We start from the raw sequence: 14,476 nt of genomic DNA, 5'->3' as shown, positions 1-14,476 counted from the left end.
GGGGACCTCAGGCCGCCAGGACCTTGGCTGAGCCTGCCAGCCTCAGCGAAAGCTGGGACCTTCCCCAAGCGAACGGAGCGCCAGCGGCACGAGGTCGCGGGGACCTCAGGCGGGGAGCCAGCCTTGTTCGCGATACCAGTCGGCCGTCGCCTTCAACCCCTCGCGCGTGGGAATGCGCGGCGTCCACAGGCTCTCGGGCACCTTGCGCGCCGGATCGGCCACCCAGTCGGGATGGCACATGTAGCTCACCCGGTCGGGCGTGAGCCGGGCACGGTTGCGCCGCACGGCGCAGTCAATGCGCGAGACCCATTCGAGTGTGCCGCGCGAGAGATGCGGCACCCACGGCCGCCGTCCCACGGCCCAGCCGATGGTGCGCGCGAGCTCGCGATGTGGCCAGCCGCCCTCGCGCCCGTCGTCGGGTTCGAACACGGCGCCGGTAACGCTCTCGCCACCCGGCACCAGGGCAAGGAGCAGGTCGGCGAGATCGTCGACATGGATCATCGAGGCATGGCCCGGCGGAGGCATGGGCACCACCCCCCGGCGGGCGGCGCGGAACAGCTCGAACATGTCTCGATCGCGCGGACCGTAGACCGCAGGCGGGCGGACGACGGTCCAGTCGAGCCCGCTGGCGGCGACGACCTTCTCCGCCCGCGCCTTCGATGCACCGTAGACCGAAAGATCGGGACGCCGCGCCGCGAGCGACGAGACGAAGATGAAACGCGGCACGCCTGCCGCCTTGGCCACCTCGATCAACGCCAGCGTCCCCGTGACGTTGGCCGCCTCGAATGCTGCCGGCTCGAGCGTGCTGGTGAGGCCGGCGATATGAATCACCGCCTCCGCGCCTTCCACGAGCCGGGCAAGCGCGGCTCGGTCGGCGAGATTGCCCCCGACCCATTCGATGCCCTTTCGCTGGTCCCTGGGGACGGTGCGAGCCAGCGCGCGCGCCGAGAGCCCGCGCCGCTCGATCGCATCGAGCGTCGCCTGGCCGACGAACCCGGTGCCCCCGGTCAGCGCGAGCGTCATAGCAGCACCATATGGTCGCGATGGACCACGGCCGCGCGCGGGGCGTAGCCGAGGAGTGCCGCATGCTCGCTACTCCGCCGACCCTTGAGCGCGGCGCAGTCGGCCGTGCCGTATTCGACGAGACCGTGCGCGATTGCGCGGCCTTGCGGATCGCGGATGGCAACGGCGTCGCCGCGCTCGAACGCGCCCTCGATCGCGGTCACACCCGCCGCAAGCAGGCTCCCGCCCTGTGCAAGCGCGGCAGCGCAGCCCGCGTCCACGGTAAGCGCCCCTTTCAGTCTCAGCCGCCCGCCGAGCCAGGCCTTGCGGCCCCGGTCACGGCGCGGCGGGAGAAACAGCGTGCCCGTGTCGCCACTCAGCGCACGCGCGATTGGCGCGTCGTGGGTGCCGTTGAGGATCGCCAGTGCGATCCCGGCCCGTCCCGCGATTTCCGCCGCCTGCAGCTTCGACACCATGCCGCCCGAACCGAGGCCGGAGGACGACCCGCCGTCCGCCATTGCGCGCACCGCGTCGTCCACCCCCTCGACCACCGGCACCAGCCGGGCGCCGACCTCGCGCGGGTTGCGGTCGTAGAGGCCGTCGACATCCGAGAGCAGCAGCACGGCATCCGCTCGCGCGGCCTGCGCCACGCGGGCAGCGAGCCGGTCGTTGTCGCCGAAACGGATTTCCTGCGTCGCTACGCTGTCGTTCTCGTTGACCACCGGCACCGCGCCGTTTTCGAGCAGGCGGGCGAGCGTGGAGGAGGCGTTGAGATAGCGGCGGCGATCCTCGAGATCGTCGAGCGTGAGCAGCAGTTGCGCTGCCGTCAGCCCCTGTGCGCCCAGCTTGTCCGACCACAGCGAAGCGAGCGCGATCTGACCGACCGAAGCGGCCGCCTGCGCATCGGCGAGATTGCCGCGTCCACCCTTCTCCAACCCCAGCCGCGCAGCGCCGAGTGCAATCGCGCCGGAACTGACCACGACCACTTCCTGCCCTCCGCGCCGCAGGGCCGCGATCTCTTCGCCGATCGAGTCGAGCCAGGCGCGGCGCGGCTGGCCTTCGCCATCGACCAGCAGCGAAGAGCCGATCTTGAGCACGATCCGCGGGCAGGCGGCCGCATCCGTCAGGTGGCGAAGCGCGAGGGTGGACATGCATGGCGCTTAGCCGAGGCTTTTTCCCCCGTCATCCCCGCGCAGATGGGGGTCCAGCCGACTTCTGCGGCGCTTGATCGAAAGGCTGGCCCGCTCGCCCCGGCGCGTGGCGGCGTTCCGCCGGAATGTCAGTCCAGCGGCGACCAGTCGCCCGCCTGGTCGGCCACGTCGTCCACTTCGCTGCCTTTGGTTTCGGTGGCGGTGCGGTCGGGGAGATAGCCGAGGATCGCATCGAGCAGGGCTTCGACGCCCTCGCCCGTCGCGCCGGATACGCCGAACACCTCGTCGGCGCCCGCAGCGCGCAGTTCCTCGGTGAACCCGGCGACAAGTTCCGGGTCGGCAAGGTCGACCTTGTTGAGCGCGATGAGCTGCGGCTTCTCGGACAGCCCTTCGCCGTAGGAAGCGAGTTCGGCCTGGACGACGCGCATCGCCTCCGCCGGATCGTTCCCCGCGATGTCGATCAGGTGGATGAGCACGCGGCAGCGCTCGATATGGCCGAGGAACCGGTCGCCGATCCCCGCGCCTTCCGCGGCGCCCGCGATCAGGCCGGGGATGTCGGCGAGCACGAACTCGCGCCCCTTGTGCCGCACCACGCCGAGCTTGGGGATCAGCGTGGTGAAGGCGTAGTCGCCGACTTTGGCCTGCGCATTGGTCACCTGGTTGATGAAGGTGCTCTTGCCCGCGTTGGGCAGGCCGAGCAGCCCGACGTCCGCAAGCAGCTTCAATCGCAGCCAGACCCACATCTCGTGCCCCGGCTCGCCCGGCTGGTGCTGGCGCGGCGCGCGGTTGGTGCTGGTCTTGTAGCTGGCGTTCCCGCGCCCGCCCATGCCGCCTTCGAGGAAGACGAGACGCTGGCCGACCTCGGTGAAATCGGCGAGCACCTCTTCCTTGTCCTCCGAGAGGATCTGCGTGCCCACGGGCACTTCGATCACGAGATCGGGGGCGGAGGCGCCGGTGCGGTCCTTGCCCATGCCGTGCGCGCCGCGCTGCGCCTTGAAGTGCTGGGTGTAGCGGAAGTCGATCAGCGTATTGAGGCCGGCCACGGCCTCGAACACGATGTCGCCGCCGCGGCCGCCGTTGCCGCCGTCCGGCCCGCCGTATTCGATATACTTCTCGCGCCGGAAGCTGACCGCCCCGGGCCCGCCCGCACCGGACTTCAGAAATATCTTGGCTTGATCGAGAAAGTGCATTTTTGTTTGGCCTCAAGCGCCGGCGGGGCGTTTTGTTTCCGCACGCACATCCGTGCGCGCGATATCCTCGCGCCTTCGGCGCTGCGGGCGGCCGGTCGGCCTTGCAGCCGGCTGGTCGCCGGCCGGACTAGCGCCACAACGAGACGAAGCGCAAGCTCGGTCGCCGAAGGCGGCCGCAAGCGCGACTGCGCGTCGCGGCCCCTGCCGCGAAAGCCAAGCGGCCCGGATGGGCCGCGCCCGGCGTCTGAGGGCCCACAAAAAAGAAACCAGGTTTTGATGAAATCAAAACCTGGTGGAGCCGAGCGGGATCGAACCGCTGACCTCGTCATTGCGAACGACGCGCTCTCCCAACTGAGCTACGGCCCCGTTCCAGGTCTGTCGCCAAGCGGCACGCCCGCTTGGCGAGGGCGCCCCTTAGCGAATGCGCAGCGCGCTGCAAAGGGCAAAATCGCGGCGCTTCACTCCCCGCCGGTTTCGCTTTCGTCCCCGCCTTCCGGGGTGGGTTGCACCGGGTCCGGCACGGGCGTGAGCACGATGGTGGGCTGCTCGGCCGGCTTCGCCGCCGCAGAAGCGCTTGCCCCTGCATCTTCGAGCGACGACCCGAAACCCGGCTGCGCCGCGCTCTCGCCCTGGACGACGGGCTGCGAAACCATCCGGACCGGCTGCTGCTCGGTGGCGGGAAGCGTAATCGCCTGCCCCGCCGCCGGCGCCGCGTCCATTGGCGGCAGGACCAGCATCCCGTCCGCAGACGGCTGGGCCGTGACGCTCGCCGCCGGATCGGACGTGGCGATCGACTGAACCGTCTCACCGCTGCCCGGAAGCGCATCCGATGTCGTCGCCGCCGCGCTGCTGACGTCGGTGAGCGTGCTGGCCGGCGGGGCCACCGCGCTCGGTGCGGGATCGATCGAAGAGGTCGCCGGCACCGTCTGATCGCCACTCGGAGGTGTATACGAGGCGGATAGCGCCGTACCGCTCAAGCCCGGGAGCATGCCAGCCGGCCGGGCCGCCGCGCTGGGCGAGGGATCGAACGACGCGATCGCCTGCGCGCCCTGATCGTTGCTCGGGAGCACGTCCGCCATCGCGAGTGCCGCGCCGGTCGCACCGGTGAGCCCGTCGGCCGGCTGCGGCGGCCCGTACTCGGCATCCCACGACAGCACGGCCGTGCGATAGCGCTCGAAGGCACTGAAGAAGTTTTCGAACACCGCCTCGATCACCGGCAGGCTGCGCAGCGCGAAGTTGTCGAGGTCGCCCGATTCCACCAACAGCGAATCGCGGGCGACTTTCTGCGAGGCGTCGCAGAAGTCGTCCAGCGCCGGCGGCAGCGCGAAGTAGTTGTAGACCTGCGTCATATAGCGGTCGTAGGCCTCGCGCCCGCTCGAACCATAGTTCTCGCGGTACTCCTTGAGCAGCGCGTCGTTGGTCTTGTCGAGCTTCCGCTCGTGCCGCTCGAGCAGCGACTTGTACGCCGGCAGAATGTCCGCGTGCTCGGCATCCATGCAATTGAGTGCGGCCACATTGAGCGCGGACCGCACGTTCCACACCGTCTGCGCGGTCGAGATGCCGTAGTTGACGGTACGCCGAATGCCATCGGGGCCGACCGGCGGAATGAACATCGAGGCGGTCGCGTTATCGGGCGGCGTCGGGCGCGGCGGAATGACTTTGACCGGCGGCGGAGGCGGCGGAGGAGGTGGCGGCGGAGGCGGCGGTGTCGCGCAGCCTGCCAGCATTGCCATGCCCCCGGCAATCGCCAGAAGCTGAATCCGACCTTTGGTCAGTGCGAACATTACTACGTACCCTCCATTGCCCGCGCCACGATCCCCCACCGTGGATTGCGCTAGCCTGAAGCACTGACTCTAAACGCTGACAGATGCAAAGAAAATGCCCGAGGCGCATGGAGCGCCCCGGGCACGATGAAACGAGTCCTGTACGCGATTATTCGCGCTGGCCCATGAAAGCCAACAGGAACTGGAACATGTTGATGAAATCCAGGTACAGGCTCAGCGCGCCGAGCACGATCGCCTTGCCGGCGAACTCGGTGCCGCGGAGCTGGAAGTACTGCTGCTTCAGCCGCTGCGTGTCATAGGCAGTGAGGCCCGCGAAGATCAGCACGCCGATGAAGCTGATCGCGTACATCAGGCCCGGCGACTGGAGGAACATGTTGATCACCATCGCAACCAGCAGTCCGATGACGCCCATGATCAGGAAGCTGCCGATGCCGCTGAGGTTCTTCTTGGTGGTATAGCCGAACAGGCTCAGGCCCGCGAAGGCCGCCGCTGTGGCGAAGAACGTCGCCGCGATCGAGGCGCCGGTGTAGACCAGGAAAATCGTCGACAGCGACAGGCCCATTAGCGCAGCGAAGGCCCAGAACATCGCCTGGAGCGCGGTCTTGCTGAAGCGGTTCACGCCGAAGCTCATCGCGAACACGATCGCCAGCGGCGACAGGATCACTAGCCACATGAGCGGGCTGCCGACCATCTGTGCCGCGAGGCCCGACCGCGCGGTCAGCGCGGCGATGATGCCGGTGAGCAGCACGCCCGAGGTCATGTAGTTGTAAATCGACAGCATATGCTGCCTGAGGCCCGCGTCGAAGGTCTCGCCGGTGGCGACCTGGCCGCGATAGCCGGGCGATGCACCGAATCCCGTCTGAGACCGGCGGGGTTCGTTCCAATCAGCCATTGTCTTTCAACTCTCCATTGCCAGCCTGCGGAATAGCGGCCGGCTCACCCCGCCAATATCTGCGGTTTGGGGAGGTTTTTCAAGGTCGATGCACGGAAATCGGACACGATTCGCGGGTCACCCGCCCCTGCGGGCGCTCAGGCTTCGCCCGCAGCGTCGATCAGCGCGCTGGCGAGCGCGTCGCGCGGCGCCTTGTCGCTCCACAGCACGAACTGGAAGGCGGGGTAGAACCGGTCGCACTCGTCGATCGCGGTTTCCACCAGCGCCTGCGCCTGATCGAGGCCCAGCAGCCCGTCGGAACCCAGCATCACGCCGTTGCGATAGACCAGCATGTCGCCCTGCGACCAGATGTCGAAATGGCCGAGCCAGAGCTGTTCGTTGACCAGCGCCAGCAGCTCGTAGGCGTCGCGCATCTTCTCGCGCGGGACACGGATGTCGGGCAGGCTGAGCAGCTGCAGCACCCGGTCCTCATGCCGCCAGATCCCGCGCAACTGATACTTGCCCCAGCTGCCCTGGATCTCGCCGAGGATTTCCTCCTCCGACAGCGATCTGCACGGCCACCCGCGCGCCTCGAACAACGCCGCGAGCATGTCCACGGGTGCCGCGTCGTCGCCGTCCAGAATGCCCTTCGCGCCCGTTCTCATGCAGTTAAGTCCCGGTTAGGAGTAACGAGCCGCTCGATGCAGCGAGAGGGGGCGGCGTGGCAATCGCCACCTCGCTTGCTGCTGGGGAGAACCGCACAAGACTGTTCAAAGCTTGTGCAAAAGCCGCGTATCCGGCCTAGCGGAGGGGGACGATCTCCTGTCCTTCCTCGCTGGTGAACGTGAAGCTGTCGAGCCCGGCTTCGCGCAACTTCGCGACCGCTTCCTCGGCAGCCTTCTCGCTCTCGAACGGCCCTGCCAACAGCCGGTTCGCCTCGACCCAGGGCGTCGTCATCGGCTTGAAATCACCCAGGATTTCCGGCGCCTTCCGGCTGATTCGGCGCCAGTCGTACTTGAAAGCGGAAAGATCGCGCCCCGTCGCAACCTGAACCCAGAAGCGCCGCGGATGCGCCGGCGGCTTGGGCTTGGCGGGCGGCTTCTCCGCGACTTCGCGGGGCGGTTCGATCAAGGTGATGTCGACCGCGCCCGTCGATCGTTCGAAGGACGGTTCGGGGCCGAGCTTGAACCCGGCGAAGGCGTCGGCGACGTTGGCCGGAGAGGGGGTGCTCGGGGCCGGGGCGCTGCTTTCTGCCACGGTCGACAGATCGAAGCCGGGCGCGGGTACCGGCGTAGCTGCCAGGGCGACCTGCGCCGGCGCCTGCGCGGCCTGCTGCGGCGCTTGAGCCCCTGGTTGCGGTGCTTGAGCCACTTGCTGTGGTGCCGCAGCTACCTGCTGCGGTGCCTCGGCTACCTGCTGCGGTTGCGCGGGCGGCAACTCGGCCGAGGTTGCACTGGCGGTCCGGGTCGGCTGTGGTTTTTCGGGTTCGGGTTCGGACTCGGGCACTTCCTGCACGACCGGCTGCGAAACCATGGCTTGCGGCGTAGCGCGCGTCGGGGTGTCGCCTGCGCTTGCCACCTGCTGCGCGGGCTGCTCGGCCGCACCCCGCGATCCGAGCGACTGGCCGGTCGGCGCGAGACGCGTGTCCGGCGCTGCCGGTGCACCGCCCGAATACTGCGCGATACGCGGATCGTCGCGGCCGATCTGCGCGGCTCGCGGAAAGACCCCGAGGTTGGCGGCCGCCGCCTGCTGGGCCTTCGTCAGGCGCCGCATGTAGCGCAGGTAGGGCGCGATCCGTGCCGAGAGATCGCGCGGCATAACCGTCTCGGCGATCGCGACCGCTTCCTCCTCGTCACCGAGAATGGCGAGCCCGAAGGCGCGCGTGCGAAATCCGGCGTAGTCCTCGCGCTCGAGCTGCGGGTAAAGCGTCGCCTCGAACCCCTTGCGGTCTCCTGCGATGGCCTGACTGATGGCGAGGCGGCGGACGGTCTCGTCGTTCTGCTCGGCCTCGAGCGCGCGGCGGTACTGCACCTGCGCGGCGGCGTTGTCGCCGACAAGATCGTAGGCAAGGCCCCGCGCGCTTGCGAGGGTCGCCGTCGACGCGCCCGCGCGTTCGGCTTCCTCGAACAGGCGAAGCGCCTCGATCGGACGTCCGGACCGGACGAAGGCACCTGCGAGTCCCAGCTTGACGCGCGCGTTCTCCGGCGAAAGCTCCTGCGCGCGGCCAAAGAACCCGATCGCCGCCTCGATATCGTTCAGGTCGAGCGACGCGTAGCCCGCATCGATCAATGCATCGACGTCGCGCGCATTGCGAGCGAGGCGGCGGAGCGCGTCGCCCAGGTTGCTGACGCTCGGCGGCGGCAGCGGCTGGACGACTTCGCGCGAGACCGGCTCGCCATTTTGCGCGGCGGCCGGCACCGTTCCCGCGAAAACCGCGACCGCGGTCGCTCCAGACAGGATATGGCCGAGATTTCTTCGCATAGCGATGGCGACCGGCCATAGTCGCCCATGGCTTACCTTCATAGGGCGGCTATCGCACAGGGCAGTTGAACCGTTGCGAAACGAAGCCCGGGTGCCCGCCTATTGATTGTTCTGGCGGCCCAGGAAGCGCGGGATGTTGAGCGAGCTGCCATCATCCTCATCGTCCCTGTCCTCGGTGCGGGCCTGATTCTTCGCATCCTTGTCGGCCGAGCCGCGCGAGAGGTTGGCCATGCGCTCGAACAGTGTCGAACCGCCGTTGGAACCGCCCTCGTCGCCGCTTACGAGCCCACGCCGGCGTCCGAGGCCGGGGCCCACGTCAACACGCGGCTGAACCGGGCGATTCTCCTCCGCGAGGCGGTCGGCATCGAGCAGAAGCTCGTCCTGCCGGGCCGACTCGCGTCCGGCGCCTGCGGGGGCTTCGGAAGTCAGATCGAGCGGCTCCTTGCGCGGACGCTGCTCGCCCTGTGCCGGTTCCTCCCGCGCGAAGCCGTGATCGGCGCCCACGACCCCGTGATCCGAATCGTCCGCCGGTTCGGTTATCCCTTCACCGCCGGCCGCACCGTTGCCCCGCGACTCGGCAATCTCGCTGCGCAGGCCAGCCAGCGGGTCGACCACGCCTTCTTCCTCCGCCTGATCCTCATCCTCGTGATCGGTCGAGGCGGCATAGGAGACAGGCTCACGGCTCGGCTCGGGCGCCTTCTCTTCCTCGTATTCGCTCTCGCTCGGCAATTCGAGCACCGGACGCTTCGGTGCGCGGCTGGCGGCGAGCGGCATCGGCCGGCTCTCCGCGCTGACTTCCGCATTCGCGTCGATGCCGGTGGCGACGACCGACACGCGAATCTTGCCTTCGAGATCGGCATTGAAGGCCGAGCCCCAGATGATGTTCGCGTCTTCGTCCACCAGTTCGCGGATGTGGTTGGCGGCCTCGTCGACCTCGAGCAGCTTCATGTCCTCGCCGCCGATGATCGAGATGATCACGCCCTTGGCGCCCTGCATCGAAACACCTTCGAGCAGCGGATTGGCGATCGCGCGTTCGGCGGCTTCGAGCGCGCGGTTCTCGCCCTCGCCCTCGCCGGTGCCCATCATCGCCTTGCCGGCTTCCTGCATCACCGATTCGATATCGGCGAAGTCGAGGTTGATGAGGCCGGGCATGACCATGAGGTCGGTGATCGAGCGGACGCCTTGCTGCAGCACTTCGTCGGCAAGCTGGAAGGCTTCCTTGAAGGTCGTTTCCGCCTTGGCGATCAGGAACAGGTTCTGGTTCGGAATGACGATCAGCGTGTCGACGTGCTTCTGCAGTTCGACGATGCCCGCCTCCGCCGCGCGCATGCGGCGCGTGCCTTCGAACAGGAACGGCTTGGTCACCACACCGACGGTCAGCACGCCCTTGCGGCGGGCGAGTTCGGCGATGACCGGCGCCGCGCCCGTGCCCGTGCCGCCGCCCATGCCCGCGGCGATGAAGCACATGTTCGCGCCGTCGAGCGCGTGCTCGATATCGGTCACCGTCTCTTCGGCCGCGGCCTTGCCCACTTCGGGGCGCGCCCCGGCGCCGAGCCCGCCGGTGATTTCCGGCCCGAGCTGGATGCGCGTGGGTGCGGGCGAATTGCTGAGCACCTGCGCGTCGGTGTTGGCGACGATGAACTCGACCCCCTCGATCTGCGCGGCCATCATGTTGGCGATGGCGTTGCCGCCCGCGCCGCCCACGCCGATCACCGCAATGCGGGGGCGCAGATCTTCGGATGCAGCGGGGCCGATATTGATGCTCATTGGGTGTCGCTCCAAGGGGTAGTATGCGCGAAGGTTTCTGGCCACACAGTTTGGCACAAAGCGAATCCCCGTTGCATAGGGCGCAATCGCTTATCCACAGTGGTTAACCGCCCGGCGTTCATATCAAAAATAGTCCCGCACGGCGCGAGCCACGCGGTTGACGAGCCCCAGGCCGGTATAACGCATGGTCGGCTGGTAGCTCGGACCCACCGAACGGATGTCGATCGGATCGTCCGCGGCATAGAGGCACAGCCCGGCGAGCGTCGCGAAGCCTGCGGTGGAGTGTGCCTCCGGCAAGCCGCGCAGCGCCGGCGGCTTGCCGATGCGCACCGGACGGCCGAGCGCGCTCTGCGCGAATTCCGCGATCCCCGCGAGTTCGGCGCCGCCACCGGTAAGAACGACCTGGCTGCCGCGCGATCCGGAAAAACCCATCGCCTTGAGGGCCTTGCCGACCTCGTCGGTGAGCCGCGCGAGCTGTTCGGTGACGACCGATACGAGTTCCGCGCGCGGAATACGGTTCGCCTCGCCGCCGCCGGCGTTGGCGGCGTCCTCCGCGCCGTCGCCCGGCCCGTTGACCGGGATCATCTCGCGGTGGTCGGTCGGGCTGGCGATCGCCGAGCCGGCAACGCACTTGAGCCGCTCGGCCTGGAAACGGCGGACGCCGAAGCTCGACGCGATCGCATCGGTGATGTCCGCGCTGCCGAACGGGATCGCCTTGAGGCCGAGCAGCATGCCGCCCGCGTAGAGCGACACATTGGTCACTTCGCCGCCGATCTCGATCAGCGCGGTGCCGAGTTCACGTTCTTCGGGCGTGAGGCAGGAGTACCCCGCAGCGACCGGCGCAGCGACCACGGCCTCGACATCGAGATGCGCGTTCTGGACCGCCTCGATCAGATTCCGCACCGGCGCACCGTCGGCGAGCATCACGTGGATGTCGACGCCGAGCCGCTCCGCATGGAGCCCCTTGGGATTGGAGACGCCGTGCGCGCCGTCGAGCGTATAATGCGCGGGCTGCGCATGAAGCACCATGCGGCCATCGGGCTGGATGCTCTCGCGCGCCGCGACGAGCAGGTGCTCGATGTCCTCTTCCTCGATCCGCCGCCCGCCGATGTCGATCTCGACTTTCGCAACCTGGCTTCCCAACCCCGCCCCGGCGCAGCCGATCCAGACGCTGGAGATGCTCGCGCCGGCATTCTTCTCCGCCCGCTCGACCGCATCGCGGATGGCGTAGGTCGCGGCCGCCATGTCGGTCACGTACCCCCGCTTGATGCCCTGGCTGGCCCGGTGGCCGGAGCCGAGCACGACCATCTCACCCGTTTCCGAGAGGCCCATGATCATCGCCGATATGCGGAACGACCCGACGTTGACCGCTCCGAAGACCTTGCCGATGCGCGGCATGCCCATCACTCGCCCCCCTTGGCTTCGAGCGTCTGCGCAGCGCGGCCCGGAATGCGCATGTAGATGCGGTCGGGCGCGCGCATGTCGAACGTCGCGACCTTGCCGCCGAGCAGGCGGTTGACCCCGTCGAGCCGCGCGAAGGCGACCAGCGCGCCGGCGGACTGGTCCTCGCCCTGCGGCAGCGCGAGAATTTGGCCGGTGTCGAACGTCAAATTCCACCGCCGGTTGCCGATCCATTCGGCTTCCTTCACCTGCGGCTCGAGCGCGGGCGCGGCGGCCAGCAGCTCGGACAGGGCCTGGACCTGGTTCTTGGCCCCGGGGCCGGCAATGACCAGCATCCCCTTCGCGTTGGCGGGTGCAATCGGCTCGAGCTCGGCCCCGGTCGGATCGATCAGCATCAGGCGGCCGGGCTTGCGCAGCACCGCATGCGGCGTACGCTCCACGACGTCGATCACGAGGCTGTCGGGCAACTGGCGCGAGACGCGCGCGTCCTCGACCCACGGCAGCTCGAGCAGCTCGGTGCGCAGCGCCTCCAGATCGACCAGCGGCATCGGCATGTCGCGCTGCGCCAGTGCGCGTTCGTAGACCTTGAGCTCGTTCATCCGATCGACGCCGGTCACCTTGACCTTGCGGACCTCGAACCCGGCATCGGACGCGAGCAGCGCCATCTGTTGCTGGGCCATGGCAGGCACGCCCGCGAGATTGGCGACGAACAGCGCCAGCGCGATCGCGCCGCCGAAAATGAGCGCCAGGAAGATGCGGTGAAGCTGCTCTTCGGTGAAGGGCAGCACCGCCATCAGCTTGTCGAGCAGGGAGCCGGTCTTCGCCCGCGCCCGCCGAGCGGTCTGCGCGCGTCCCTTGGCCGCGGCAGAGCGCCGCACGCCTTTCGTGGCCTTGCGGCTAACCGTCGCCATCGTCCCCTCCCCCCGCGTCGCGCCCATCCCCGGCAAGCGCATTGGCGACGATCGCCTCGACCAGATCCTCGTAGCTCATTCCGCAGTGCCGCGCCTGCTCGGGCACCAGGCTGAGCGGCGTCATGCCGGGCTGGGTATTGGTTTCGAGCACGAACAGCCCGTCCTCGCCCTGCTCGTCGTCCCAGCGAAAATCGGTGCGGCTGCAGCCCTTGCAGCCGAGCACGCGGTGCGCGCGTACGGCGAGGTCCATGCACAAGTGCGCGATAGATTCGGGGACCTGTGCCGGGCAGATGTGCTCCGTCAGCCCGTCGGTGTATTTCGCATCGAAGTCGTAGAAGCCCGACTTGGGCACGAGCTCGGTCACGGTCAGCGCACGCGGGCCGTCCGCCGCGTCGACCACCGCGACGGTCAGTTCGCGGCCGCGGATATAGGGCTCGGCCAGCAGATGGTCGAACTCCTGCCACGGGCCCTTCGCCGCGCGGGCGATGGGGTTGCCGTAGTTGCCGCCCTCGGTGACGATGGCGACCCCGACGGAGCTGCCCTCGTTGACCGGCTTGAGCACATAGGGCCGCGGCAGCGGGTCGCGTTCGTAGAGGCTCTCGCTTTCGACGATGCGCCCACCCGGCATCGGTATGCCGTGCGGCACGAGAGCCTGCTTGGTCAGTTCCTTGTCGATCGCAATGACCGAGGTGGCGAGGCCCGAATGGGTATAGCGCACGCCCATCAGGTCGAGCATGCCCTGCACCGTGCCGTCTTCACCGGGCACGCCGTGGAGGGCGTTGAACACAACGTCGGGCGCGGCCTCGGCAATGCGGGCAGCGACCTGCCGGTCCATGTCGATCCGGGTCACCCGGTGCCCGCGCGCTTCCAGCGCCTTGGCGACGCCCTCCCCGCTCATCAGCGAGACCGGCCGCTCGTGCGCCCAACCGCCCATCAGGACGACGATGTGGTGCTTCTGCATATCGCTCACGGCCGGCCCACCCGCTGGATCTCCCATTCGAGCATCACGCCCGAATGCGCGTAGACGCGCCGTCGCACTTCTTCGCCCAGCCCTTCGATATCCGCGCTCGTCGCGTCGCCGGTGTTGATCAGGAAATTGGCGTGCTTCTCGCTCACCTGCGCCCCGCCCATCCTGAGGCCGCGGCAGCCGGCCGCGTCGACAAGACGCCAGGCCTTGTCGCCTTCCGGGTTCTTGAAGGTCGAACCGCCGGTCTTGGTGCGCAGCGGCTGCGATTCCTCGCGCGCCTTCGCGATGCGATCCATCTCCGCGCCGATCTCGGCCGGATCGCCTGGCGTGCCCTGAAGCCGCGCAGCGACGACGACGGCGCCTTCGGGCAGCGCCGAGTGCCGGTAGGTATAGCGCAGGTCCGCGGCCGGCAAGCGAACCAGCTCTCCGCCGGGCATCACCACGTCGCAATCTATCAGAACGTCGGCCACTTCCCGCCCGTAAGCACCGCCGTTCATGCGCACGAAGCCGCCGACCGTGCCGGGGATGCCGCGCAGGAACTCGAGCCCGGCGATCCCGGCGTCGCGCGCCGTGGAGGACACGAGGATCCCGCTGGCCCCCCCGCCGCATTCGAGCACGTGATCGCCCTTCGCCTCGACCTTGGCAAAAGCCTTGCCCAGCCGCACGACCACGCCCGGCACACCGCCGTCGCGCACGATCATGTTCGAACCGAGGCCGAGTGCCATGACCGGCAGATTTCCGTCGAGCCGGAGCAGGAACTCCCGCAAATCGTCCAGATCGGCGGGTTCGAACAGCCAGTCGGCCGCGCCGCCCGTCTTGAACCAGACAAGCTTGGCGAGCGGCGCATTCGGCGTGAGCGCGCCGCGAATGCCCTCCGCCGAGACCGGCCCAGCCACGGCCCCTTCGACCGCGCAGTCCGGCGCCATGCCATCGTCGAGTTCGGCCCAGTCG

12 protein-coding genes and 1 tRNA gene are annotated in these 14,476 nt (G+C 68.5%); all 13 read right to left on the bottom strand.

All coding sequences use genetic code 11. The features are described 5' to 3' along the window. Window positions 1-105 precede the first annotated feature (105 nt). Entirely contained in the window at window positions 106-1,023 is a 918-nt protein-coding gene (locus D2V04_RS09335; RefSeq protein WP_119513337.1) for an NAD-dependent epimerase/dehydratase family protein, read from the bottom strand. Next, window positions 1,020-2,153 (bottom strand): glutamate 5-kinase, encoded by a 1,134-nt coding sequence (proB, locus tag D2V04_RS09330; protein ID WP_119513335.1) that lies wholly within the window; start codon window positions 2,151-2,153, stop codon window positions 1,020-1,022. The genes D2V04_RS09335 and proB overlap by 4 nt, the downstream gene beginning before the upstream one ends. A 128-nt stretch (window positions 2,154-2,281) precedes the next feature. After that, complete coding sequence (gene cgtA / locus D2V04_RS09325; RefSeq protein ID WP_119513333.1) at window positions 2,282-3,343, bottom strand: Obg family GTPase CgtA; 1,062 nt, start codon at window positions 3,341-3,343, stop codon at window positions 2,282-2,284. Window positions 3,344-3,633: 290 nt separating this feature from the next. Next, window positions 3,634-3,709 (bottom strand) — tRNA-Ala (locus tag D2V04_RS09320). Between the two features lie 92 nt (window positions 3,710-3,801). After that, on the bottom strand, window positions 3,802-5,127 hold the full coding sequence (locus D2V04_RS09315) for a hypothetical protein (RefSeq protein WP_119513331.1): 1,326 nt from the start codon (window positions 5,125-5,127) through the stop codon (window positions 3,802-3,804). Window positions 5,128-5,275: 148 nt separating this feature from the next. Further along, entirely contained in the window at window positions 5,276-6,019 is a 744-nt protein-coding gene (locus D2V04_RS09310) for a Bax inhibitor-1/YccA family protein (protein ID WP_119513329.1), read from the bottom strand. Between the two features lie 137 nt (window positions 6,020-6,156). Then, window positions 6,157-6,663, bottom strand: a complete 507-nt coding sequence (locus D2V04_RS09305; RefSeq protein ID WP_119513327.1) for a type III secretion system chaperone family protein — start codon at window positions 6,661-6,663, stop codon at window positions 6,157-6,159. Window positions 6,664-6,799: 136 nt separating this feature from the next. After that, on the bottom strand, window positions 6,800-8,521 hold the full coding sequence (locus D2V04_RS09300) for a tetratricopeptide repeat protein (RefSeq protein ID WP_119513325.1): 1,722 nt from the start codon (window positions 8,519-8,521) through the stop codon (window positions 6,800-6,802). 57 nt (window positions 8,522-8,578) lie between these two features. Beyond that, window positions 8,579-10,246: a cell division protein FtsZ gene (ftsZ, locus tag D2V04_RS09295; RefSeq protein WP_119513323.1), complete on the bottom strand. Its 1,668-nt coding sequence runs from the start codon at window positions 10,244-10,246 to the stop codon at window positions 8,579-8,581. A 123-nt stretch (window positions 10,247-10,369) separates the two neighbouring features. Further along, entirely contained in the window at window positions 10,370-11,650 is a 1,281-nt protein-coding gene (ftsA, locus tag D2V04_RS09290) for a cell division protein FtsA (RefSeq protein WP_119513320.1), read from the bottom strand. Beyond that, a complete protein-coding gene (locus tag D2V04_RS09285) occupies window positions 11,650-12,558 on the bottom strand; it encodes a cell division protein FtsQ/DivIB (RefSeq protein WP_119513318.1) in 909 nt (302 codons plus the stop codon). Before D2V04_RS09285 ends, ftsA begins: the two co-directional genes overlap by 1 nt. Then, window positions 12,545-13,519 (bottom strand): D-alanine--D-alanine ligase, encoded by a 975-nt coding sequence (locus D2V04_RS09280; protein ID WP_228766370.1) that lies wholly within the window; start codon window positions 13,517-13,519, stop codon window positions 12,545-12,547. The genes D2V04_RS09285 and D2V04_RS09280 overlap by 14 nt, the downstream gene beginning before the upstream one ends. A 5-nt stretch (window positions 13,520-13,524) precedes the next feature. Continuing rightward, window positions 13,525-14,451 carry a UDP-N-acetylmuramate dehydrogenase gene (gene murB / locus D2V04_RS09275; RefSeq protein WP_228766368.1) on the bottom strand — a complete coding sequence of 309 codons (927 nt, stop codon included), beginning with the start codon at window positions 14,449-14,451 and terminating at the stop codon, window positions 13,525-13,527. Window positions 14,452-14,476 lie beyond the last annotated feature (25 nt).

Source organism: Pelagerythrobacter aerophilus (assembly GCF_003581645.1).
Lineage (GTDB): Bacteria > Pseudomonadota > Alphaproteobacteria > Sphingomonadales > Sphingomonadaceae > Pelagerythrobacter > Pelagerythrobacter aerophilus.
Note: the sequence above shows the minus strand (reverse complement) of the source record. Positions and strands in the feature narration are given on the sequence as shown.

Excerpts from the sequence above, each read along its gene's own strand:
- D2V04_RS09335 (WP_119513337.1), bottom strand. The coding sequence starts at position 1,023 with ATGACGCTCGCGCTGACCGGGGGCACCGGGTTCGTCGGCCAGGCGACG.
- proB (WP_119513335.1), bottom strand. The coding sequence starts at position 2,153 with ATGTCCACCCTCGCGCTTCGCCACCTGACGGATGCGGCCGCCTGCCCG.
- cgtA (WP_119513333.1), bottom strand. The coding sequence starts at position 3,343 with ATGCACTTTCTCGATCAAGCCAAGATATTTCTGAAGTCCGGTGCGGGC.
- D2V04_RS09315 (WP_119513331.1), bottom strand. The coding sequence starts at position 5,127 with ATGTTCGCACTGACCAAAGGTCGGATTCAGCTTCTGGCGATTGCCGGG.
- D2V04_RS09310 (WP_119513329.1), bottom strand. The coding sequence starts at position 6,019 with ATGGCTGATTGGAACGAACCCCGCCGGTCTCAGACGGGATTCGGTGCA.
- D2V04_RS09305 (WP_119513327.1), bottom strand. The coding sequence starts at position 6,663 with ATGAGAACGGGCGCGAAGGGCATTCTGGACGGCGACGACGCGGCACCC.
- D2V04_RS09300 (WP_119513325.1), bottom strand. The coding sequence starts at position 8,521 with ATGAAGGTAAGCCATGGGCGACTATGGCCGGTCGCCATCGCTATGCGA.
- ftsZ (WP_119513323.1), bottom strand. The coding sequence starts at position 10,246 with ATGAGCATCAATATCGGCCCCGCTGCATCCGAAGATCTGCGCCCCCGC.
- ftsA (WP_119513320.1), bottom strand. The coding sequence starts at position 11,650 with ATGGGCATGCCGCGCATCGGCAAGGTCTTCGGAGCGGTCAACGTCGGG.
- D2V04_RS09285 (WP_119513318.1), bottom strand. The coding sequence starts at position 12,558 with ATGGCGACGGTTAGCCGCAAGGCCACGAAAGGCGTGCGGCGCTCTGCC.
- D2V04_RS09280 (WP_228766370.1), bottom strand. The coding sequence starts at position 13,519 with ATGCAGAAGCACCACATCGTCGTCCTGATGGGCGGTTGGGCGCACGAG.
- murB (WP_228766368.1), bottom strand. The coding sequence starts at position 14,451 with ATGGCGCCGGACTGCGCGGTCGAAGGGGCCGTGGCTGGGCCGGTCTCG.